20 protein-coding genes are annotated in these 21,288 nt (G+C 65.6%); 12 read left to right on the top strand and 8 right to left on the bottom strand.

Features of this window, described 5'->3' with window-relative positions; genetic code table 11:
* The first annotated feature begins 112 nt into the window (after nt 1–112).
* Nucleotides 113–1,675 carry a methyl-accepting chemotaxis protein gene (locus tag AWB70_RS26145; protein ID WP_053569730.1) on the top strand — a complete coding sequence of 521 codons (1,563 nt, stop codon included), beginning with the start codon at nt 113–115 and terminating at the stop codon, nt 1,673–1,675.
* Nucleotides 1,676–1,729: 54 nt separating this feature from the next.
* Nucleotides 1,730–1,963, top strand: a complete 234-nt coding sequence (locus AWB70_RS26150; protein ID WP_014251597.1) for a hypothetical protein — start codon at nt 1,730–1,732, stop codon at nt 1,961–1,963.
* A gap of 7 nt (nt 1,964–1,970) precedes the next feature.
* Here AWB70_RS26150 and AWB70_RS26155 read toward each other — a convergent pair whose 3' ends face one another.
* A complete protein-coding gene (locus AWB70_RS26155) occupies nt 1,971–3,974 on the bottom strand; it encodes an AI-2E family transporter (RefSeq protein ID WP_053569729.1) in 2,004 nt (667 codons plus the stop codon).
* Between the two features lie 275 nt (nt 3,975–4,249).
* Between AWB70_RS26155 and AWB70_RS26160 the strand changes: the two genes are divergently transcribed.
* The 6 genes from AWB70_RS26160 to zwf all read left to right on the top strand — a co-directional run bounded on the left by AWB70_RS26160 (nt 4,250) and on the right by zwf (nt 10,403).
* A complete protein-coding gene (locus tag AWB70_RS26160; RefSeq protein WP_014251595.1) occupies nt 4,250–4,432 on the top strand; it encodes a DUF1289 domain-containing protein in 183 nt (60 codons plus the stop codon).
* A gap of 108 nt (nt 4,433–4,540) precedes the next feature.
* Nucleotides 4,541–4,843, top strand: coding sequence for a hypothetical protein (locus AWB70_RS26165; protein WP_014251594.1), 303 nt, complete (start codon nt 4,541–4,543; stop codon nt 4,841–4,843).
* Nucleotides 4,844–5,014: 171 nt separating this feature from the next.
* Nucleotides 5,015–5,635 carry a glutathione S-transferase family protein gene (locus AWB70_RS26170; RefSeq protein ID WP_014251593.1) on the top strand — a complete coding sequence of 207 codons (621 nt, stop codon included), beginning with the start codon at nt 5,015–5,017 and terminating at the stop codon, nt 5,633–5,635.
* A 72-nt stretch (nt 5,636–5,707) separates the two neighbouring features.
* Nucleotides 5,708–7,795, top strand: coding sequence for a 2Fe-2S iron-sulfur cluster-binding protein (locus AWB70_RS26175; protein WP_053569728.1), 2,088 nt, complete (start codon nt 5,708–5,710; stop codon nt 7,793–7,795).
* A 67-nt stretch (nt 7,796–7,862) separates the two neighbouring features.
* Nucleotides 7,863–8,762: a LysR family transcriptional regulator gene (locus tag AWB70_RS26180; RefSeq protein ID WP_053569727.1), complete on the top strand. Its 900-nt coding sequence runs from the start codon at nt 7,863–7,865 to the stop codon at nt 8,760–8,762.
* Nucleotides 8,763–8,927: 165 nt separating this feature from the next.
* A complete protein-coding gene (zwf, locus tag AWB70_RS26185) occupies nt 8,928–10,403 on the top strand; it encodes a glucose-6-phosphate dehydrogenase (protein ID WP_014251590.1) in 1,476 nt (491 codons plus the stop codon).
* A 15-nt stretch (nt 10,404–10,418) separates the two neighbouring features.
* Here the strand turns inward: zwf and AWB70_RS26190 are convergent, their stop codons facing one another.
* The 5 genes from AWB70_RS26190 to AWB70_RS26210 form a co-directional block, all read right to left on the bottom strand.
* Nucleotides 10,419–11,711, bottom strand: a complete 1,293-nt coding sequence (locus AWB70_RS26190) for an FUSC family protein (protein WP_053569726.1) — start codon at nt 11,709–11,711, stop codon at nt 10,419–10,421.
* Nucleotides 11,712–11,798: 87 nt separating this feature from the next.
* Nucleotides 11,799–12,437, bottom strand: coding sequence for a LysE family translocator (locus AWB70_RS26195; RefSeq protein WP_014251588.1), 639 nt, complete (start codon nt 12,435–12,437; stop codon nt 11,799–11,801).
* Between the two features lie 121 nt (nt 12,438–12,558).
* Nucleotides 12,559–14,175 (bottom strand): alkaline phosphatase D family protein, encoded by a 1,617-nt coding sequence (locus tag AWB70_RS26200; RefSeq protein WP_053569725.1) that lies wholly within the window; start codon nt 14,173–14,175, stop codon nt 12,559–12,561.
* Between the two features lie 18 nt (nt 14,176–14,193).
* Entirely contained in the window at nt 14,194–14,727 is a 534-nt protein-coding gene (locus AWB70_RS26205) for a universal stress protein (RefSeq protein ID WP_053569724.1), read from the bottom strand.
* A gap of 25 nt (nt 14,728–14,752) precedes the next feature.
* A complete protein-coding gene (locus AWB70_RS26210; RefSeq protein ID WP_014251585.1) occupies nt 14,753–15,139 on the bottom strand; it encodes a tellurite resistance TerB family protein in 387 nt (128 codons plus the stop codon).
* A gap of 392 nt (nt 15,140–15,531) precedes the next feature.
* Here AWB70_RS26210 and AWB70_RS26215 point away from each other — a divergent pair, with 392 nt between their 5' ends.
* Nucleotides 15,532–16,014, top strand: a complete 483-nt coding sequence (locus AWB70_RS26215) for a glycoside hydrolase family 108 protein (RefSeq protein WP_045452586.1) — start codon at nt 15,532–15,534, stop codon at nt 16,012–16,014.
* Complete coding sequence (locus tag AWB70_RS26220) at nt 16,014–16,712, top strand: hypothetical protein (protein ID WP_053569723.1); 699 nt, start codon at nt 16,014–16,016, stop codon at nt 16,710–16,712. Before AWB70_RS26215 ends, AWB70_RS26220 begins: the two co-directional genes overlap by 1 nt.
* 145 nt (nt 16,713–16,857) lie before the next feature.
* On the opposite strand, the gene AWB70_RS26225 is transcribed toward AWB70_RS26220, so the two are convergent.
* Nucleotides 16,858–17,625 (bottom strand): IclR family transcriptional regulator domain-containing protein, encoded by a 768-nt coding sequence (locus AWB70_RS26225; RefSeq protein WP_045452576.1) that lies wholly within the window; start codon nt 17,623–17,625, stop codon nt 16,858–16,860.
* A 268-nt stretch (nt 17,626–17,893) separates the two neighbouring features.
* Here AWB70_RS26225 and AWB70_RS26230 point away from each other — a divergent pair, with 268 nt between their 5' ends.
* Nucleotides 17,894–19,303, top strand: a complete 1,410-nt coding sequence (locus tag AWB70_RS26230; RefSeq protein ID WP_014251580.1) for an MFS transporter — start codon at nt 17,894–17,896, stop codon at nt 19,301–19,303.
* A gap of 119 nt (nt 19,304–19,422) precedes the next feature.
* Complete coding sequence (locus tag AWB70_RS26235; protein WP_053569722.1) at nt 19,423–20,337, top strand: LysR family transcriptional regulator; 915 nt, start codon at nt 19,423–19,425, stop codon at nt 20,335–20,337.
* Nucleotides 20,338–20,346: 9 nt separating this feature from the next.
* Here AWB70_RS26235 and AWB70_RS26240 read toward each other — a convergent pair whose 3' ends face one another.
* Nucleotides 20,347–21,231 (bottom strand): bifunctional helix-turn-helix transcriptional regulator/GNAT family N-acetyltransferase, encoded by an 885-nt coding sequence (locus AWB70_RS26240; RefSeq protein ID WP_053569875.1) that lies wholly within the window; start codon nt 21,229–21,231, stop codon nt 20,347–20,349.
* Nucleotides 21,232–21,288: the final 57 nt, after the last annotated feature.

Below are 21,288 nucleotides of genomic sequence, written 5' to 3' on the forward strand. Positions count from 1 at the left end.
CGTTTCACTCGGATTCCCTTAAAGAACGTGGGGCCTTTAGCCGTTATGTCCTTGTAATCAGACGCGCGCCGCCTCGCCAAGCGGCGCGCGAATCGAAGAAGAAAAGGACATCATGCGCAACAACCAGCCCGTCACCCAGCAAGAGTTCGATTACCCCGCCTCGGAGATGCTCGTCTCCGCCACCGATCTCTCCGGCAACATCCAGTACTGCAACCCGGCCTTCGTGTCGGTGTCCGGCTTCTCGCGCGACGAGCTCATCGGGCAGCCGCACAACGTCATCCGCCATCCCGACATGCCGCGCGAAGCCTTCGCCGATCTATGGGCGACCGTGCGCGCCGGCCGCTCGTGGACCGCGCTCGTCAAGAACCGCCGCAAGAACGGCGACCACTACTGGGTGCGCGCGAACGTGACGCCGGTCATGGAACACGGCAAGGCGGTCGGTTATCTGTCGGTGCGCGTGAAGCCGACGCGCGATGAAGTGCGCGACGCCACCGCGCTCTACGCACGGATGAACGCGGGCGATGCCTCGCACAAGCTCGTGCGCGGCGCGCTGGTGAAAGATGGCATCGCGGGCAAATTCGCCGCGCTCGCGCATCTGCCGGTGAGCGCGCGTCTTGGCATGGCCTTCGCCGCCGTGCCCGCCGCCATGCTGATCGCGGCGCTCGCCGGCTGGCGCGGCGCGCCGCCGCTGCCCTTCTGGTGCGCGCTCGGCGCGGGCGCGGCCGTAAGCGTCGCGGGGTGGCTCGCGCTGTCGCGTCAGGTCGATGCGCCCGTGCGCTCGATGTCCGGCTTCGCCGCGCGCATGGCGGCCGGCGATCTGACCGTCGATATGCCCGCCATCGTCCGTCGCGACGATCTCGGCGACGTGCAGCGCGCGCTCGCCCAACTGAAGGCGAATCTCGCGGCGATCGTCTTCGACGTGCGCGGCCAGATCGGCGGCATGCTCGACGCCGCCAACGAAATTTCGAGCGGCAACACGGATCTGTCGCGCCGCACCGAGATGCAGGCGGCATCGCTCGAACAGACCGCCGCGACGATGGACCAGCTCACCACGACCGTGCAAGGCAACGCCGACGCCACCGTGCGCGCGCTCGAACTCGTGAAGGAAGCGCAGGCCGCGGCCGACGACGGCGGGCGCATCGCGAGCCAGGTCGAGCAGACGATGGCGGGCATCACGGCGGCGTCGCGGCGCATCGCGGATATCACCGACGTCATCGACGGCATCGCGTTCCAGACCAACATCCTCGCGTTGAATGCCGCCGTCGAAGCGGCGCGCGCGGGCGAGGCGGGCCGCTCGTTCGCCGTGGTCGCGACCGAAGTGCGCAACCTCGCGCAGCGCTGCGCGGCATCGGCGAAGGAAATCGAAGGCGTCGTGGCGACGAGCGTCGCGCAGATCGCGGAAGGCACGAGCCTCGTCTCGCGCACGACCAGCCAGATGCGCGCGATCGACGAAGCCGTGCACCGCGTATCGGCAATCATCATGGAAGTCGCGAAGGCGAGCGGCGAGCAGGCCGACGGCATCGCGCAGGTGAACCAGGCCGTCGCGCATCTGGACGACTCGACCCAGCAGAATGCCGCGCTCGTCGAGCAGGCCGCCGCCACCGCCAAGCGTCTCGCGGAACGCGCCGAGGTGCTTGACGAGGCCGTGCGGCTTTTCACGGTGGCGAAGGCTTAAGGATCGGCGCAGCGCTTGGTACTATCGGAGCATTCACAACGAGGAGTGTCTCCGATGACCGCTGAGAACAATCGCACGGAAGAAGCGCGAGCGATGGAACGTATCGTCAACGCGACGCGCCAGGTTCAGTCCGCCTTTCTCGCGCTGCAGACGCACTTTCCGCCCGAAGGCGACGGCCGCCCGTCGCAGATGGCGCTGCAAACCTTCGACGCCGCGCTGCAGGAACTCGAAGACGCCCAGGCCGCCTTCGACACCATGCTCAACGATCTGTTCGACGGCAACCGCTGAACGCGGCTCAGGCGAAGGGCCGCTCGGCGGCGACATCCTCGCCCGGGCCGCTCAGCGCCGCCGAGCCGTCCTTGTCGTTCAGACCCGCCCACGGCACGCCGTCGGTGGACTGCCGGCGCGCGGCGGCCACGCATGCTTCGACCAGTTCCCGGAACGACACCGCCGCCGAACTCGTGCGCACGAGCGCTTCGCCTTGCAGCGGGCTTTCCGGAAATACCAGCCCGACGATCAGTTCCGCCGACGGCGCCCGCTGATGCAGCCGCCGCAGCAGATTGCGCAGATACGGCGGCGACTCGGCCGCATCGAACGACACGACGCAGATGATCGACACGCCCGCGAGGTCCACCTCGCCGAAGCGTCCGCGCGAGAAGCGCTCGTAGCCCGCGAGATCCGCGTGCAGGCCATGCTTGCGGAATAGCTGCACGGCGATGGTCGCGGCCAGATCGTCCAGTTCGCTGCGGCCCGCGATGCACAGCACCGACGCCGTGTGCCCTTCCTTTTCAGCGTCGAAGCGCGCGGGCGGCAGCTCGTGCGCCACGCCTCGCCCTTCGTCCGGCGACTCGAAGCTCGCGGGCAATTCCTCCTTCGGCGCGATCGTGACAACCGTGTCTTCGGCGTCCTCCAGCCCTTCGATGATATCGAGCGCGGACTCGTTGATGCGCCGCAACTGATCCGCCGTCACGACGCCGCGCAGCACGTCGTTATGGGCGTAGCGCAAGCCTTCGAGCGCGACTTCGTCGTAATAGGCGATGAGCGAGCGCTCTTTCAACAGCGTCTCCGCCTGCACGAGCGCCTCGTCGGGATCGTTCGCGAGCAGGCGCTGATAGAAGTTTTCCGCGGGTGTGAGCGCGGGCCGGTCGCCGAACAGCACATCGAGAAATTCGAGCCGATCGACGTGACGGCCGAGGATCACGAGGCACAGCGTGAGCGGCGTCGACAGCACGAGGCCGATCGGCCCCCAGATCCAGCTCCAGAAGATCGCCGCGACGATCACCGCGAACGGCGATAGTCCCGTGCTGTGCCCATACAGCAGCGGCTCGACGACCTGTCCCGCGATGATGTCGGTCGCGCCGAAGAGCACGATGGTCCACACGAACATCGCCCAGCCGGGTCCGACGGCCGCCGCGAACACTACCGCGACGATCGCCGCGATCCATGTCCCGACATACGGCACGAAGCGCAGGAGCGCGGTCATCACGCCGAACAGCAGCGCGCCCGGCACGCCGATGATCGCGAGACCGACCGCGATCACGATGCCCACGCCCACGTTGATGCCGAGCTGTGCGAGGAAATAGCGCGACAGGCGGCGCGCGGCTTCGTCCATCGCGGTGGTCGCGCGATGCAGGTCGCGCGAGCCGAACAGCCGGATCAGCCGGTCGCGCAGATCCTCGCGCTGCAAAAGAATGAACACCGCGACCACGAGCACGATGCCCGTCGTTTCCAGCGGGCTGATGACCGGCGACAGGAAGCGTTGCGCGAGTTCGAGCGGCGTCGGCGTCGGTTCGTGCACTTCGACGGGCATCGGCTGATCGATCGGCGACGCGGCCGGGTTGTCCTCGTTCTTCGGCTCCTGCTCGCGCGCCGGCGACAGGCGTTTGAGCGCGCGCGAGGCGCGGCCGAGAAACTCGTCGGCGCGGCCGACCGTCATCTTCTGCACGGTGTCGATCTTGCGCTCGACCGCGACCTGATATTTCGGCAGATCGCCGGCGAGTTGCGCGACCTGCGCGCCGATCAGCGCGCCGACCGCGGTCAGCACCGACAGCGCGACGACCACCGCGACGATCACCGACGGCACCTGGCCGAAGCGCAGACGCCGCAGGAAATCGACGAACGGCGCGAGCAGAAAGCTCAGCAGAATCGCAAGGATGATCGGAATCATCACCGCGCGGCCGAAGTACAGCGCGCAGATGACGACGACGCCCGTCACCAGCGACGCCAGCGCGCGCACGTTGGGCGCGTCGGGCGGCAGGATCTTCGCGGGTGGCCGGCGCGGCCCGGGTGCTTGCGGCATGAGTGACGGCTCGCTTGTTGGAGTGACGGCTGCGGCGCCCGGCGGGTGCGGAGGCAACACGCATCAAGCAAGGCGCGTGCCGCCGGGCGCGCGCCGGCGCCGCAAAGGTGAGTCGGTTCGGGAGCCGAATTCTACTGCAACTGGTGCAATGGTGAGGCAATACGGGAGTGGCGCGGGACTTGCGCCGCGCTCTATCGAAATGATCGAAACAATCAGTTGGATGCGCACACAAAGCGCGTGCGACATTGACGCAACCGCAACGCACGGAACCCATCATGGCAGTCGATTCGCCCTGCATCAGCATCTGCAAGTTCGACGAGAAGACCGGCTTTTGCATCGGCTGTCTGCGCACTAAAGACGAATGCAAGCAGTGGAAGAAGATGAAGGACAAACATCGCGTGCGCATCATCGACGACCGGTCCGCGCGCAAGGCGAAGCTCAAGAAGCACAAGAAGTAAGCGCGGCGAAAGGACAAACGCTGGACTGGTCGGCAACAGGGTGATAGCGCCTCGAACGGCGCGCGCGCACTACACTGAACGCCTCATCGGCTTTCCACGGAGTCAGCCATGAAACTGACGACCGCCGCCCTCTTCCTCGCCGCTTCCTTCGCCGCCTCTGCCGCTTTCGCGCAACTGCATCCGAGCGCGGAAACCGACATGTACGCGCCGCAAAACAGCACGAAGCTCATGCCGAACGCACCGCTCGGCAGTCAGTATCCGACCCACGGCAACGCGCAGGCCGGCGAGCTCAATCTGAATCCGAGCGATCCGCGCGCGCAACTCGTCAATGGCCTGCCGAACAACGCGAACAGCGGCGGATACGGCTCGCCGCTCGCGGGCAACAAGGCGAACGTCCCTCGCGGCGAATAAGCCGAAACGTAAGCTGAAGCGTGAGTCAAAGCGGCAAAGTGCCCTCACCGTTCTCGTTACGAGAACAGTGATTTGAATTTCTCTGGTATTCCGCTTCCCCAGGCAAAAACCCATACTGGTTTCACGGCGCGGGACTTCCCCGCCCGACACGACCAACCAAGGGAACTTGCCATGAAGCTCTACTACCATCCGCTGTCCGGGCATGCGCACCGCGCGCGTCTTTTCCTCAACCTGCTGTCGATCGATCATGAAGACGTCTTCGTCGATCTCGCCGCCGCCGCGCACAAGACGCCCGAGTATCTCAAGCTGAACAGCTTCGGCCAGGTTCCCGTACTCGTGGATGGCGACACCGTGATCGCCGATTCGAACGCGATCCTCGTCTATATCGCGAAGAAAGCAGGCGCTTCGCAATGGCTGCCCGAGGCGCCCGCGCAAGCCGCGGCCGTGCAGCGCTGGCTCTCCGTCGCGGCGGGGCAGATCGCGTTCGGCCCGGGCGCCGCGCGGCTCATCACCGTGTTCGGCGCGAAGTTCAACGCGGATGAAGTCATCGCCCGCGCGCACGCCGTGCTCAAGGTGATCGACGCGGAACTCGCGAACCGCGCATGGATCGCCGATACCGGCAACGCCCATCCGACCATCGCCGATATCGCGCTCTACAGCTATATCTCGAGCGCTCCCGAAGGCAACGTCGATCTCGCCGCCTACGCGAACGTGAACGCGTGGCTCGCGCGCGTCGAAGCGCTGCCCGGCTTCGTTCCGTTCCAAAAGACGGCCGCGGGTCTCGCGGCGTAAAGTGAGCGCGGCGGCGGCGCGTTAGTGTCCCCGTTCGCCCGAGCCGCGCCCGAACCGAAGAGGCATACGATCATGTCCGCTTCAGCGCTTCCCCATGCCGCCACGGCCACCGCGCCTTCGCCGTGGCATCGCGGTGAAATCGAAATTCAGAAGGCCTTTGGCGCATTCGAGCGCATGGACGGCGCCGGGCGGCGCTTCGTGCGGGATCACATGCCGGACCAGCATCGGCAGTTCTTCGCGCAGTTGCCGTTCATCGTGGCCGGTTCCGTCGACGAGCACGGCGATGCGTGGGCGACGCTGCTCGCAGGACATCCCGGCTTCATGCAGACGCCCGACGCCAGGACACTGTCGATGACCCTCACGCGCGATCCGCTCGATCCCGCCGACGAGGGCATGCACGACGGCGCACCGATCGGGCTGCTCGGCATCGAACTGCACACGCGCCGTCGCAACCGCATGAACGGCGTGATTCGCCGCGACGGCGCGAACGCCGCATTCCACGTGGCTGTCGAGCAGAGTTTCGGCAACTGCCCGCAGTACATTCAATTGCGCGATTTCGAGTTCGTGCGCGATCCGGCCACGCCCTCGCCCGTTGCGCCGCTCGCGCTCGACGCGCTCACTTCCCGCGCAAAGGCGATGATCGCCGGCGCGGATGCGTTTTTCGTCGCATCGTATTTCGATCGCGAGGACGGGCATCGGCAAGTGGACGTGTCGCATCGCGGCGGCAAGCCGGGATTCGTGCGCCTTTCCGACGACGGCTCGCTCACCATTCCCGATTTCGCGGGCAATCTCTTCTTCAACACGCTCGGCAATATTCTGGTCAATGGCCGCGCGGGACTGGTGTTCACGGACTTCGAAACGGGCGATCTCCTGCAACTCGCGGGCGACGCCGAAGTGCTGCTCGATTCGCCCGAAATCGCCGCGTTTCAGGGCGCGGAAAGGCTGTGGCGCTTCACGCCACGCCGCATCGTGTATCGCGCTCAGGCGTTGCCGTTGCGATGGAAGGCGCGTGCGGAAGGCGCGTCGCCGAATTCGCTGATGACGGGCGACTGGCAGCAGGTCGCCGAACGCCTGAAGGCCGCCGCGCTCGCCAACGCGTGGCGCGCGTTTCGCGTGAGCAAGACCGTCGACGAGAGCGACGCGATTCGCTCGTTTTATCTCGAACCGGCCGACGGCGCGGGCATCGTGCCGCACCAGGCGGGGCAACATCTGCCGATCCGCGTGATGCTGCCGGGCGAGACGAAGCCGGCCATACGCACCTACACGCTGTCGGTGGCGCCATCGGACGGCGTGTACCGGATCAGCGTGAAGCGCGAGGGCCGAGTGTCCGCGTATCTGCACGACACGCTGAAAGCGGGCGACGTCATCGAGGCGCGCGCGCCCGCGGGCGACTTCACGATCGATCCACGGGAGCCGCGTCCCGCCGTGCTGATGGCGGCGGGCGTCGGCATCACGCCGATGCTGGCGATGCTGCGGCACATCGTCTACGAAGGGCTGAGGAAGCGGCGCGTACGGCCGGTGTGGATGATCGTGTCGGCGCATTCGCTCGCGAGCCGCGCGTTCGCACAGGAAATCGATGCGCTTGCGCAAAGCGCGGGCGGCGCCGTGAACGTGATTCGCGTGCTCAGCGACACGAACGGCGCGCAGCTCGACCGCGATTACGACGTTTCAGGGCGCATCGATATCGACCTGTTGACGAGCCGCCTGCCGTTCAACGACTACGACTTTTATCTGTGCGGGCCGGGCGCGTTCATGCAGACGATCTACGACGGCCTGCGCGGGCTCAATGTCGCCGATACGCGCATTCATGCCGAAGCGTTCGGGCCATCGGCGCTCAAGCGCACAGCGGATCGCGGCGCGGACGTGAAGCCCATGCGTCCCGCCGCCACGGCGCCCGTGAAGGTCGAATTCCTGAAGTCGCGCACGGATGCGCAATGGAAGCCGGGCGGCGGCACGCTGCTGGAACTGGCCGAGGAAAGCGGCCTGTCGCCGGAGTTCAACTGCCGTGGGGGCACGTGCGGAACTTGCAGGACGCGCATCGTCGAGGGCGCGGTGTCGTATGAGAGCGAGCCCGCTTTCCATGTGGACGACGGCGAAGCGCTGATCTGCTGCGCGGTGCCTGCCGCCGACTCGGAAGGAGCCTTGCGACTCGATCTCTAGATTGTGTCGGGCGCGCCGATCCCCGACAATGCACGGCATCTTTTCAGCGGATGCCCGGCGCGCTCACATGGACCGATTACAGGCAATGACGACCTTCGTCACGGTGGTCGAAACGGGCGGCTTCGCCTCGGCCGCGCGCAAGCTCGACGTGTCGCCGTCGGTCGTGAGCCGCGTCGTGACGGAGCTCGAAGAGCATCTCGGCGTGCGCCTGCTCACGCGCACCACGCGCGTCGTACGCCTCACCGACGCCGGCAGCGGCTATTTCGAGGATTGCCGCCGCATTCTCGGTGAAGTCGATATCGCCGAATTGTCCGCGACGGGCACGCACTCGTCGCCGCGCGGCCTGCTCTCGATCACCGCGCCGGTGATGTTCGGCCGCCTGCACGTCACGCCGATCGTGCTGGACTATCTCAAACGCTATCCGGAAACCGATGCGAACTGCTGGTTCGTCGATCGCGTCGTGAATCTCGTCGATGAAGGCATCGACGTTGCGGTGCGCATCGCGCAACTGCCGGATTCATCGTTGCAGGCGATCAATGTCGGGCGCGTGCGGCGCGTGCTGTGCGCATCGCCCGCGTATCTGGAGAAGCACGGCACGCCGCGCCATCCGGATGACCTCGCGAACCATGCCGTGATCGCGTCCACGGGTTCTTCGACGCCGACGGAGTGGCGTCTTCACGACGGCGAGCGGCAAATCCCCGTGCGCGCGCATGCGCGTTTCACGACGACCACCAACGATTCGGCCATCGCCGCCGCGCTCGCCGATTTCGGCATCGCGCGGCTGATGTCGTATCAGGTCGCGCAGGACGTGTGCGAAGGGCGTCTCGTCATCGTGCTGCCGGAGTTCGAGCCGCCGCCCTTGCCGATTCATCTCGTGCATCGCGAAGGACGCCACGTTGCGCAGAAGGTGCGCGCGTTCCTCGATCTCGCCGTGGCCACGCTGCGCGCGGACGCGTCGCTGCGCTGATGCCTGCACCTCGCGCGTGACAATTCGTCTGTCATCGGCGAATCGAACGCCCGTTAGCACGCCCGCCGTGCAAAATGCGGCCAAAACATGCAACATAGCTGTCTCGAACGATCGCACCGATCGGCGCGCTTTCGGCTTTCCCGAACCCTAACCGGCTCACGCACCATGACGAAACCAACCTCTCCCTCGAACGAACGCCCGCTCGACATGATCATCTTCGGCGGCGGCGGAGACCTGGCCGCGCGCAAGCTGCTGCCGGCGCTCTACATGGCGCACACCCACTGCAACCTGCCCGCCGACACGCGCATTCTCGCGATCGGCCGCAAGGACTGGTCGCGCGAGGACTACCTGAAGAACTTCATGGAAGAGCAGGCGCGTCCGTTCATCGAAGGCAAGGTCTTCGATGCGCAGTCGTGGGACAAATTCCTCGCCCTCTTCGACTACGTGCGCATCGACGTCGAGAATCCGTCGGACTTCCAGCGTCTCGCGCAGGCCGTGCGGCCGGGCTCGCAGCGCGTGCTGTATCTGTCGACGTCGCCGGAACTGTTCGTGACCATCTGCGACAACCTCGACAACGCGGGCATTCTCGATGAACACGCGCGCGTCGTGCTGGAAAAGCCGCTCGGTCACGATCTGGCTTCCGCGGTCGCGATCAACGACGCGGTCGGCAAGCACTTCAAGGAAGAGCAGATTTATCGCATCGACCATTATCTCGGCAAGGAAACGGTGCAGAACCTGATGGTGCTGCGCTTCGGCAACGCGATCTTCGGGCCGCTGTGGCAGGCGCCGTATATCAAGAGCGTGCAGATCACGGTGTCGGAGACGGTCGGCGTGGGCAGCCGCGCGGGTTTCTACGATCACACCGGCGCATTGCGCGACATGGTGCAGAACCACTTGCTGCAACTGCTGTGCATCGTCGCGATGGAGCCGCCCGTTTCGCTCGATCCGGACGCCGTGCGCGACGAAAAGCTCAAGGTGCTGAAGTCGCTGCGTCCGATGTCCGTTGCCGATATCGCGCGCGACACCGTGCGCGGCCAGTACACGGCGGGCGCGGTGGGCGGCGAGGCGGTGAAGGGTTATCTGGAGGAGCCGAACGTGCCCGCGGACAGCCGCGCGGAAACCTTCGTCGCGTTGCGCGCGCATATCAACAACTGGCGCTGGGCCAACGTGCCGTTCTTCCTGCGCACCGGCAAGCGCATGCAGAATCGCCGCTCGGAGATCGTCATCGACTTCGCGGATCTGCCGTTCTCGATCATCCCCGATGGTCCGCGTCACTACGGCAACCGGCTCACGATCACGTTGCAGCCGGAAGAATCGATCCAGTTGCAGATGATGGCGAAGGAACCGGGCAGCGGCATGCACATGCAGCCCGTGACGCTCAATCTCGACCTGCAGCAAGCCATGACGCAGCGGCGTGCCGAGGCGTACGAGCGTTTGCTGATCGATGTGATTCGCGGCCGCCTCACGCACTTCATGCGGCGCGACGAACTGGAAGCGGCCTGGACGTGGGTCGAACCGATTCTCAATGGCTGGAAGGAACTGGGCGACCGGCCGCGCGGTTATACGGCGGGAACGTTCGGGCCGGCGGCGTCGAGCGCGTTGATGGCGCGGGAAAATCAGGCCTGGGCGGAAGAGGCCTGACGCGCCGACGTTATTTCACCGCATGACGGCGTGCGGCGCGCGTTTCGACGCCCACGCCGCACCCAGCGCCATCACCGCCGAGAGCACCACAATCCCGCCGAGAATGCCGCCAAGCCGCATCAGCGCGGGCGCAGGATCGGACGACCAGTGATGGTCCTGCACGAACACCATGATGAAGGCGATGCCGAACTGCCGCCCGACATAGCTCGCGCCTTGCGTGCCCGTCTGCACATGGCAGCCGATCCACACGCCCGCGCATAGCGCGATCATGCAGGCGAGCGCGTGATCGCCGAGCAAGGGCAGCAGCGCGAGACTCACCGCGCCCGCGAGCAAACAGCCGACGAAGCGCTGGATCATGCGCTCCGCGATCGGCTTGTGCGTCGGCTTGCCGAGCGCCGACGCGGGCAGGATCAGCACGGCGATCGCCGTCACCATCGCCTGCGCGAAGCCGGGCAGGTCCCACACGTAGGCAAGCGACGCAAGGATCATCACCGACCACGCGCTCTGCCAGCCGAGGCGCTTGCGCATGGCGAGCGCGATGTGCTCGTCGCGCGCCACGTGCGTCGCATCGAGTGCCTGCACGGCGCGGGCCGCATCGGACGGCATGACGGTGACGAGCTGCGCATTGGCGCCATCGACGCGATCGATCGTCGATGCCGCCTGCGCGCGCGGCACCGGCGGCGCCCCGCGCGACTTGCGATAGTGCTGCACGCCCGCGTGAAAAACCGCCGACACCGCCACGCACGCAACCGTCCCGACGACCACTTCCGCGACACGCAAGAGCGCGAACGACGCCGTCGCCGCCGCGGACGCGAGCCGATGCGCCTCGAACGTCACCATCAGCGACGTGACCGCGCCGAGTACCCACGCGTAGCCTGCATCAGAAATGAGCGCGCGATAGACCGCGACGCCCGTGATCACGCCGAGCAGCGGCACGAAGAGCCATGGCGCATCGCCGATGACGGGCCCGGCCACCGCGCCGATCAGCGCGCCCGCGACCGTGCCGATCACGCGCTGCACGCCGCGCTGGGCGCACGCGGAGAACTTCGTCTGCATCACCGCGAAGCCGCTGATCGCGGCCCACCAGATGTTGCTCAGGTGAAACGCATAGGCGAGCGCCACCGCGAGCCCGACCGAAAGCATGGCCTGCGTGGCGAAAAGCGCGCGCGCGGGCGTCGGCCGGATCGCGATCAGCTCGCGCCCGAGCGACGCGAAGGCATCCCGGACGATGTGGGCAAGCGCGCCCAGTGCCGCGGCGCTTTCATGGAGGATGGGCTGGGCGCTTCGGGGAGAATCGTCGGTTGGCATCGTTCTGGCGAAAGAGCGGCGTTTGCTTGAGCGTAGCCGCCTGTCGTCCAGATGCAAAGCCGAACTGCGCGCGGTGCGGCAAATCCGCTACACGCGCGAGGTCAGCAGCCGGATGCCCGCCGCGCCGAACACGAGCGCGAGGCACGCGTCCAGTCCGCGCTGGATGCGCCGGTAGACACGCCGCGCCGATGCCATCGAAAAGAGCGCGGCATAGCCGCCGAACACGCACACCCCGATGCACAGACAGCCCGCGACGACGACGAGCATGTGCCCCGCCCCCTCGCCCGACGACGATCCGAGCGCCGCGACGGACATCCACACGAGAATCGCTTTCGGGTTGGTGAGATGCAGGAGCGCGCCACGCGCGTAGAGCTTGCGGCCGCTCTGTCCGGACGCGTCCGTGGACGATGCGCGCACCGGCGGCCTGAGCGCCGCGCGCCCCGACTTGAAGGCGAGCCACAGCAGATACAGCCCGCCGCAGATCTTCACGCCGATGAGAAAGCCCGAATACGCCGTGAGCGCGGCGGACAGGCCGAGCGCCGCGAGCATCGCCCAGAAGAACGAGCCGGACATCACGCCCGCCGCGAATGCGAACGCCGCGCGCCGGCCCGAGGTGCTCGCGATCGACATGATCGCGAGATTGCTCGGCCCCGGGCTCGCGGTGCCGACGAAGTACGCGGAATACGCGATGAGCAGGTTTGCGCTGAACAGGGCGTGGTCGGTCATGGCCGTCGCATCTCCATCGGGCTGGAATGTACGGCATTGTCGGCGAGCCACGCCGGGCGCGTCCATGAACGATTTGGGTTCGAGCGGGCGGGCCAGTTGCGGCGTCGCGGACGCCCGGCGCTCAAGCCTCCACGTCGAGCTTCACCTCGTAAAGCGACTTGCCGTTCAGATCATGCAGGGAAACCGTCATCGCGCGGCTCGCCGGATCGATCTTCGCGCGGCCATAGAACTGTTGCAGCGCGGCGGGCGAGCGGTTCTGCGGATTGTCCTTCGGCACGCTCACATAACGCAGTTCGGGACCGAAGGTCATGTCGAGATCGTTCGGGCCGAACGTGCCCGCGTTGATCGGCCCGCCGACGAACTCCCAGAACGGCTTGAACTCCGTGAACCGCGCGCGCGACGGATCGTAATGCGTCGCCTGCGCGTAGTGCACGTCGGCCGTGATCCACACGACATTTTTGATGTCTTCCCGCTTGATGAAGGCGAGGATGTCCCGCAGCTCCAGCTCGCGGCCGAGCGGCGCGCCGTCGTCCGCGTTGGCCCAGGCTTCGAAGGTGCCCTTCGGCACGTCGGGGTTCGCATCGGGCACGACGAGCGAAATCGGCATGTCGCTCGCGATCACTTTCCACGTCGCGCGCGATGCCTTCAGCGACGCCTTCAGCCATTCGCTCTGCTGCGAGCCGAGAAAGGCCGAGTCGGCGTCGAGGCGCGTCTGCCTGTTCGGCGAATTCGCGCCGCGATACGAACGCTCGTCGAGCATGAACACATCGAGCAGCGGGCCGAACTGAAAGCCGCGATAGACCTGCTCCGGATCGAGCTGATTGATGCGATACGGGTTGTATTCGAACATCGCCTGTTTCGCGCGCGCTTCGAGCAGATTGATCGAACGCGTCTGATAACGCTTCTCCGCCTCGCCGATCTGCTCGCCCGGATACCAGTTGTTGCGCACTTCGTGATCGTCCCATTGCACGAGGAACGGCACTTCGGCGGCGAAGCGGCGTTTGCTTTTATCGAGCTGGTTGTAGGCGAACGCGGCGCGGTAATCGTCGAGCGTCTGCGCGACATGCGACTTGCCCTCGGTGACGATGTTGGTCCACATCGTGCCGTCGGGCAGCTTCACTTCCGGTTCGATCACGCTGTCCGCATAAATCTGATCGCCCTGATGGATGAAAAAATCCGGCGACTCGCGGCGCATCGCTTCATAGATGCGATAGCCGCCGAAGCGCTCGTTGATACCCCAGCCCTGCCCCGCTTCGTCGCCGGAGAAGACGAAGGTGATCGGCTTGGCCGCATCGGGCGATGCGGTGCGCAGGCGTCCCGTCACCGGCTCGCTATAGGCCTTGCCATCGACGAGATCGGCGAAGCGCACGCGATAGAACACGTCCGCGCCGGGCGGCAGAGCGGTCAGATCGACGCGCGCCGTGAAGCCGCTGCCTTCGAGCGCCGCCGGTCCGATGCGCCGCTGAAACGTGGCGAAGTTTTCGCTCGTCGAGTATTCGACGATCATGCGCGCGGGCCGGTCCGTGCGGCTCCAGACGATGCCGCTCGTCGCGGTCACGTCGCCGCTCATCACGCCGCCGGGCAGTTGCGGACGCAGCCTGTCCGCCGTGACGACGGCGGGCGCCACGCCTTGCGCGAGCGCATCGGCGAGACCCGCGCCCGTGAGCGCGAGCCCCGTGCCGGACACGAGGCCCTTCAGCAAGGTGCGTCGGGACGGTTTGACGATGCGATCCGGCATGGGCGTTCCTCTCGAACTCTATGATGGGGCAGCGTTGCGCTGCGACGAATCGACGATGGTAAAACGTAACGGTGTCGCTTTTGTTTCAGCGAGCGCTTCATCGTCGTCGCCCGCACGGTTCGAGGCGATCAGCACGCGGCGGTTGCTGTGACGGCTCACCGCGTCGGACACGCGCTCTTCCCAGAAGCGCCAGTGCGCGCCCTTCGCGCGGCCAATCACGATGAGATCCGCATCGAACTCGCGCGCCGCCTGGGCGATCACGCGCCCGAGCGTCGCGCGCATCGGCAGATCCATCGTGACGCAGACGCCGTCCACGTCCGATGCGCGCATCGTCTGCAAGGTGTGGCGCTCGACTTCGCGCGCCAGCCGGTCGACATGCGCGAGCGCCGCGCCCAGGTCGTACTGTGCCGACGATACCGCCCAGAACGGCATGCGGTCCACGATATGCAGCGCCGTGAGACGCGCGTTGAATTCGCGGGCCCGGGCAATGCCGAGCGTGAGCGCGGCATGGCTCAAGCCCGGCCCCACCGCGACGAGGATATGTTTTTGCATGATGTCGTCTCCAGTCGATCGCGTTTCACTGCATGCGCCATGTGCGCTTCACGGCATCGATCACGTCGGCTTCGGCGCACGTCATGAAGCCGTCCGCGACGACCGCCGATTCGCATAACGTGAGCACGTCGCGTCGCATGCGCTCGTCGCGCACTTCTTCGGCCAGTTGCTGCACGATGTGAGGATCGACGCGGCATGCGTCGTCCCATGTGAGCGGTGAATGGCGCATGAGGTCCTCGCACACTTCGCGCACGATCTCGTGAAGATCGCCGGGTGCAAGGCCTAGGCGCGCATAGAATCCGCACCGTTCGAGCTCTTCGATTTCCGCTCGCCCGATATGCCCGTCCGCGATCAGCGACATCACGACGATGCGCGCCGCCGCGCGGGGACTGTCCGATGGATAGTGACGCATGGCTTATCTCCTCGATGAAACATCGTCAACTGAAGGCAGTGCGTGCTGCTTCGTCGAAATCGCGCCGCCTGATGCCTTGCATCGTAGGAACGGAGAATGAGCCTCGAATGAGCATGCAACGCTGTTCGCGCCGCCCGAACAAATGCGGTGAAAAGCGTCGGCCAACGCACGACAGTTCGCTTCCGCTTTGTTCACGCTGAATGCCGCGAAGCCTTGCAGCAGAAGCCTTCCGCACGACTGGCACGGCCGATGCATAAGGCCTAGCCGTCGCGTCATGACTGCCTGCCACTGTTTGATGCGACCGGGCCGGCCGCCTCGCGCGCCGGCCCGTTTCATCCGGCGCCGCGCCTTCAGCTTGCGGCGGCGCGCGCAGGCGACAAGGAGAATCGACCATGAACAACTTCGACGACGCCTTCGAAGCGCTCATCGGCAGCGAAGGCGGCTACTCGTTCCACCCGGCGGACCCGGGCGGCGAAACGATGTGGGGTGTGACGGCGCGCGTCGCGCGAGGCTACGGCTATGCGGGCGCGATGAAGGACCTGCCGCTCGACCTCGCCAGGCGTATCGCCAAGCAGAAGTATTGGGACCCGCTGCATCTCGATGAATTCGATCCGCGCGTCGCCTTCCAGATCTTCGACGCCAACTACAACGGCGGACTCGTCGTGCTGTGGATGCAGAAGGCATCGGGCGCGAAGGAAGACGGCAAGTTCGGCCCCGATACGGTCGATGCCGTCAAAGCCGCCGATCCGATGCGTTTCGTACTCCGATTCATTGCTTATCGATTGCGTTATCTGAAGGGCCTGCACGCATGGCCGACGTTCAGCCGCGGCTGGACCGAGCGCATGGCCGTGAATCTTCTTTTGGGAGCAGCATGATGGACTGGTCGAAAGTGGCGGCAACGATCGGCGCGAAGGCGCCTCTTCTGGCGGGTCTCATCGGCGGGCCGGTGGGTCTCGGCGTGACGACGGCGGCCGCGATCATCTCGCATGCGCTCGGCACGCCGAGCGATCCGGATGTCGTCGAGACCGCGCTCAACGATCCCGACGCGCTCGACAAGATCGGCAAAGCGGAAAACGCGAACTCGCTTCAGTTGCAGCAGCTTGTGGTGGCAGCGGCGCAGGCGCGCCTGTCGTTCGAAGCGGACATGGCGCGCATCGCGGCGGGCGACCGCGCCGATGCGCGCGCAATGGGCATCGCCAACAAGGACTGGGTGCCGAAGGTGCTCGCGATGAGCGTGACCGCCGGCTTCTTCGGCATCCTGCTCTTGATGGCGTTGCGCGCCTTGCCCGAGGCGAATCGCGATCTCGTCAACGTCGTGGTCGGCGCGCTCGGGACGGCGTGGATCAGCATCATCGGCTATTACTTCGGGACGTCGGCGGGCTCGATGCGCAAGACGGAGCTGCTCGCGCAACCCAGCGTGCCGATCACGCCGGAGACGGCCGTGACGTTGCGCGATCCTGCGCCGGCGGCATCGGCTTCGGCTGCCCGCGATGCGTCGGGCGCGCATGCGGATCATGCACCGCGCGCGTTTGTGCCGGGCGGGCAAGGTCCGATCTTTACGGGTGGGTCGTGAGCGGGAATCGCCGGTGAGCGCCGGGACCGGCCTGAATATCGCTGATCCCGAAAACCCTCACCTTTCCCGCTCCCCGCCGCGCCGAAACCCCTTAAAACAAAGGCCTCAAACGCGCTCCAAACCCACGTTCCCGAAAACCCTCACCTCAGATCACGTTCAGCATCGACAACGCCGTCTCCTGCAACGGCTGCAGCACGCGAAGCAGCGCGGCCTCGCTCGTCTCTTTTCCGATCGGCATGTTCACCGACAGCGCGGCCACCACTTCGCCATGCCGGTTCTTCATCGGCACCGCGACGCCGCGCACGCCCATCTGCAATTGCTGCTCGATCGCGACGTAACCATCCACACGCGACTGGCGGATCTTCTCGTAGAGCTTTTCCTTGTTGGTGATCGTGAGCGGCGTGAAGGGCTTGAACTCGGTCGCGTCGAGCCACTGGCGCACGGAGGCTTCGTCCTTGTAGGCGAGCATCGCGATGCCGCCCGACATCAACGCCGCCGGCACGCGCGCGCCGAGCACGAAGCCCGTCGTCATCACGCGCGTGGAGCCGTTGCGCGCGATGATGACGAGATCCCAGTCGTCCAGCACGCTCACGTACACCGACTCGTGTATCGACGCGCTCAACTGCTGCAGATAAGGCTGCACGATGCGCGGCAGCCGCGCCGACTCGAAATACGACCAGCCCATGCGCAACACGCGCGGCGTGAGATTGAAGAGCTTGCCGTCGGTCTGCACGTAGCCGAGATGCGCGAGCGTCAGCAGATAGCGGCGCGCGGCGGTGCGCGTCAAGCCCGTGCGCATGGCGGCTTGCGTCGGCGTCATGCGGGCGTGCTGATCGTCGAAGGCTTCGAGAATCGCCAGGCCCTTTTCCAGGCCGGCGATCCAGTCGCGTTTGTCGAGTGCCGGTTTAGTCATGCTGACATGCTTGTTTAGTTATGGATCACGGGATGTTTCGGCCTCCCACAATAGCCAATGGCTAGTGCTAACCCCCAAAGTGATCGATTATCGGACACGCGCGTGCGATAATCGCGCAAAATTTATCATAAAACGTTGATCGAAAGGGGTTGCGCTCTTATTCTCCAATCACTTTCAGAGCGACGCGTATTCAGACCTTCCGAATGCCCTGCCGCTCGCCCAGGTTCTCAGGCTCAACTCCATAAACCCATTGTTCGGAGACATCTCTATGGCTAGCCTCAAGGAAGACGCGCACGGCGGCCGCCAGGCGAAAAAAGCGACCGCGAGCGGCTGGATCGGCTCGGCGCTGGAGTATTACGACTTCTTCATCTACGCCCAGGCAGCAGCGCTCATTTTCCCGCAGTTGTTCTTCCCGTCGGGCAATCCGAAGGTGGCGATCATCGCGTCGCTCGCGACGTATGGCGTGGGCTACGTGGCTCGTCCGATCGGCGCGTTCGTGCTCGGCCATCTCGGCGACACGCACGGCCGCAAGAACGTGCTGCTCATCTGCATGTTCCTGATGGGTCTCTCGACGATGGCGGTCGGTCTCCTGCCGACTTATCACCAGATCGGCATGCTCGCGCCGGCGCTGCTCGTCGTGCTGCGTCTGGTTCAGGGCTTTGCGGTGGCGGGTGAAATCTCCGGCGCAAGCTCGATGATTCTCGAACACGCGCCGTTCGGACGCCGCGGTTACTACGCGAGCTTCACGCTGCAGGGCGTGCAGGCCGGCCAGATTCTCGCCGCCGCCGTGTTCCTGCCGCTCGCCACGTTCATGCCGGAAGACATGTTCAATTCGTGGGGCTGGCGCGTTCCGTTCCTGCTGTCGGCCTTCGTGCTGGTCGCGGGCTACATCATCCGGAAGGAAGTGCATGAAACGCCGGCGTTCACGTCCGAAGAATCGCACGGCGATCTGCCGAAGTCGCCGATCAAGGAAGCGTTCGCCAACAGCACGCCCGACATGATCCGCGTCGTCTGCATGGCGCTGATGAACGTGATTCCCGTCGTCGCTACGATCTTCGGTGCGGCGTATGCGGTGCAGTCGTCGTATGGCATCGGCTTCCACAAGAGCGTGTATCTGTGGATTCCGGTGGTCGGCAATATCGTCGCGGTGCTGGTGATTCCGTTCGTCGGCAATCTGTCGGACAAGATCGGCCGCCGCCCGATGATGATCGGCGGTTCGCTGATCTCCGGCGTGCTGGCCTTCGGCTATCTGTATGCGATCAGCATCCACAGCGTGACGCTCGCGTTCCTGATGTCGCTGCTGATGTGGGGCGTGGTGTACCAGGGCTACAACGCGATCTTCCCGAGCTTCTACCCGGAACTCTTCCCGACCCGCTCGCGTGTCTCGGCCATGGCGATTGCGCAGAACGTCGGCACGACCATCACCGCGCTCCTGCCCGCGCTGTTCGCAGCGGTGGCGCCCCCGGGATCGGACAACATCCCGCTGACGGTCGGCGCCATTGCCTTCGGCGTGACGATCATCGCGGCAATCGCGGCTTACTCGGCACGTGAGACGTATCGCATCCGCCTGAACGATCTCGGCAAGAAGGACGCCGTGCCGATGAGCGAGCAAGAGTACGAGCGCCTGCGCGCCGACTCGATGAACGTGGACAAGGTCGCGAAGGCGCGCCACGCATAAATCGACCGTGCTGGAGTGTTTGACGGGCCCTTCGGGGCCCGTTTTTTTTGCGCCCGGCGTTTCGAGTCGGCGTGAGCGTTTAACATGAATGCCAATTCATCGATGACGCGGAGTTATGAATGGCGGGCTTCAACGAACGCATCCTCAACGGCATCAGCGTGTTCGCGGCGATCGTCGACGCGGGCACATTCGCCGCGGCGGGCGATCGTCTCGGCATGTCGCAGCCCGGCGTGAGCCGCGCCATCGCGCGTCTCGAAGCGCGCCTGAAGATTCGGCTTTTCGACCGCACGACACGCAGCGTCGCGCTCACCGACGACGGCCGGCGCTTCTTCGCCCAGGTCATGCCGCATCTCGCGGGGCTCGAAGAGGCGGCGGCCACCGCATCGGGCAGTTCGACGTCCGTGCGCGGACGCTTGCGCGTGAATGTCGATCCGATTTTTTCGCGGCTTTTGCTCGGCCCGAAGCTCGATGCGTTTCTCAAGGCGCACGCCGATCTGCAACTGGAACTCATCACGAGCGACCGGCTGGGCGACATGATCGCGGACGGCTTCGATCTCGCCGTGCGCTTCGGCGAGCCGCGCGAATCGAGTCTCATCGCGCGCAAGCTGCTCGATACGCCGGTGCACACCGTCGCCGCGCCGTCCTATATCAAACGATGCGGCAAGCCCGCGACGCCGCAGTCGCTCGCCGACGACGCGCACACGTGCATCGAGTTTCGCGACCCTGAAACGGGGCGGCCGTTCGTGTGGGAGTTTCATCGGAAGAAGAAGCGCATCGCGGTTCAGACACACGGCCGTCTGACATTGAACGATCCCGGCACGATGCTGAGCACGCTGCTGTCGGGCTATGGCATCGCGCAGATTCTCGCGCTCGGTCACGAGCATCTGCTCGCGGACGGCAAGCTGATCGACCTCTTCCCCGACTGGCCCGACGAGCGCTTTCCGCTCTATGCGTTTTATCCGTCGCGGCATCATCCGCCGGCAAAGACGCGGGCGTTTCTCGATCTCGTCATCGCGCTCACCGGCAATCGCTGACGGCGCGCATCAACGCAACGCTTTCTCGAACCAGTGATCGGCATACGCTTCATCGCTGAACGGCGCGACTTCGACATAACCCGCCTGGCGATACAGCTTGATCGCCTCCTTCAGCGTCTTGTTGGTCTCGAGACGCACGGCTTTCGCTCCGCTTCGGCGCGCGTGCTGCTCGGCTTCTCCCAGCAAGCGCCGTCCGACGCCGAGGCCGCGCGCGGACGCGCTCACCCACATGCGTTTCAGTTCGGCCGCGGACTTGCCATGAAACTTGAGCGCCACGCAGCCGAGCGCCGCGCCGCGCAGTCTCGCGACGATCAGCGCGCCCCGCGGTGCGACGAGTTCGCGCGCATCGGCTGACAGGCTGCGCGACGGATCGAAACCCGCATCGAAGCGCGCATTCAATTCGGTGAAGTATTGATCGATGCACCATCGCGCATCGTCGCTCGCCGGGTCTTCGATCGCGAAGCGCATCAGCGAAGGTTGCAGCAAGCGCTCGACTTCCGCCATTGCCGCGACGAGCCGCTCGCGCTGCGATTCGTTCAACGGTTCCAGCATGCTGCCCGCGACGGTGTCCGACAGCCGTTCGAGTTCGTCGCGTTCGCCGCGGCCCGCTTCGGTCAATACGGCGCGGCGCACCCTGCGGTCGTCGGGACGGGATTCCACCGCGACGAGCCTTTGCCGTTCGAGCGATGCCAGCGTGCGGCTCAGATAGCCCGAGTCGAGCCCGAGACGCTCGCGCAGCACGCGAAGATCGACGCCTTGCGCGCCGATCTCCCAGAGCAGCCGCGACTCGCCCATGGGCCGGCCGCGTCCGAGAAAATGATCGTTGAGCGCGCCGATGCCCTCGGCAACGGTGCGATTGAAGCTGCGAATCTGATTGATGTCGGCCGGATTCATGGCGATGCCCAAGGCGAGTTCAATTCTCTGACCTTAGTCAGAGAATACGCCAGCGTC

The sequence above is a fragment of the Caballeronia cordobensis genome (assembly GCF_001544575.2).
Taxonomy (GTDB): Bacteria; Pseudomonadota; Gammaproteobacteria; order Burkholderiales; family Burkholderiaceae; genus Caballeronia; species Caballeronia cordobensis.

Bases quoted from the DNA above. Each gene is read 5' to 3' on its own strand.
- AWB70_RS26145 (WP_053569730.1), top strand. From the start codon at position 113: ATGCGCAACAACCAGCCCGTCACCCAGCAAGAGTTCGATTACCCCGCC.
- AWB70_RS26150 (WP_014251597.1), top strand. From the start codon at position 1,730: ATGACCGCTGAGAACAATCGCACGGAAGAAGCGCGAGCGATGGAACGT.
- AWB70_RS26155 (WP_053569729.1), bottom strand. From the start codon at position 3,974: ATGCCGCAAGCACCCGGGCCGCGCCGGCCACCCGCGAAGATCCTGCCG.
- AWB70_RS26160 (WP_014251595.1), top strand. From the start codon at position 4,250: ATGGCAGTCGATTCGCCCTGCATCAGCATCTGCAAGTTCGACGAGAAG.
- AWB70_RS26165 (WP_014251594.1), top strand. From the start codon at position 4,541: ATGAAACTGACGACCGCCGCCCTCTTCCTCGCCGCTTCCTTCGCCGCC.
- AWB70_RS26170 (WP_014251593.1), top strand. From the start codon at position 5,015: ATGAAGCTCTACTACCATCCGCTGTCCGGGCATGCGCACCGCGCGCGT.
- AWB70_RS26175 (WP_053569728.1), top strand. From the start codon at position 5,708: ATGTCCGCTTCAGCGCTTCCCCATGCCGCCACGGCCACCGCGCCTTCG.
- AWB70_RS26180 (WP_053569727.1), top strand. From the start codon at position 7,863: ATGGACCGATTACAGGCAATGACGACCTTCGTCACGGTGGTCGAAACG.
- zwf (WP_014251590.1), top strand. From the start codon at position 8,928: ATGACGAAACCAACCTCTCCCTCGAACGAACGCCCGCTCGACATGATC.
- AWB70_RS26190 (WP_053569726.1), bottom strand. From the start codon at position 11,711: ATGCCAACCGACGATTCTCCCCGAAGCGCCCAGCCCATCCTCCATGAA.
- AWB70_RS26195 (WP_014251588.1), bottom strand. From the start codon at position 12,437: ATGACCGACCACGCCCTGTTCAGCGCAAACCTGCTCATCGCGTATTCC.
- AWB70_RS26200 (WP_053569725.1), bottom strand. From the start codon at position 14,175: ATGCCGGATCGCATCGTCAAACCGTCCCGACGCACCTTGCTGAAGGGC.
- AWB70_RS26205 (WP_053569724.1), bottom strand. From the start codon at position 14,727: ATGCAAAAACATATCCTCGTCGCGGTGGGGCCGGGCTTGAGCCATGCC.
- AWB70_RS26210 (WP_014251585.1), bottom strand. From the start codon at position 15,139: ATGCGTCACTATCCATCGGACAGTCCCCGCGCGGCGGCGCGCATCGTC.
- AWB70_RS26215 (WP_045452586.1), top strand. From the start codon at position 15,532: ATGAACAACTTCGACGACGCCTTCGAAGCGCTCATCGGCAGCGAAGGC.
- AWB70_RS26220 (WP_053569723.1), top strand. From the start codon at position 16,014: ATGGACTGGTCGAAAGTGGCGGCAACGATCGGCGCGAAGGCGCCTCTT.
- AWB70_RS26225 (WP_045452576.1), bottom strand. From the start codon at position 17,625: ATGACTAAACCGGCACTCGACAAACGCGACTGGATCGCCGGCCTGGAA.
- AWB70_RS26230 (WP_014251580.1), top strand. From the start codon at position 17,894: ATGGCTAGCCTCAAGGAAGACGCGCACGGCGGCCGCCAGGCGAAAAAA.
- AWB70_RS26235 (WP_053569722.1), top strand. From the start codon at position 19,423: ATGGCGGGCTTCAACGAACGCATCCTCAACGGCATCAGCGTGTTCGCG.
- AWB70_RS26240 (WP_053569875.1), bottom strand. From the start codon at position 21,231: ATGAATCCGGCCGACATCAATCAGATTCGCAGCTTCAATCGCACCGTT.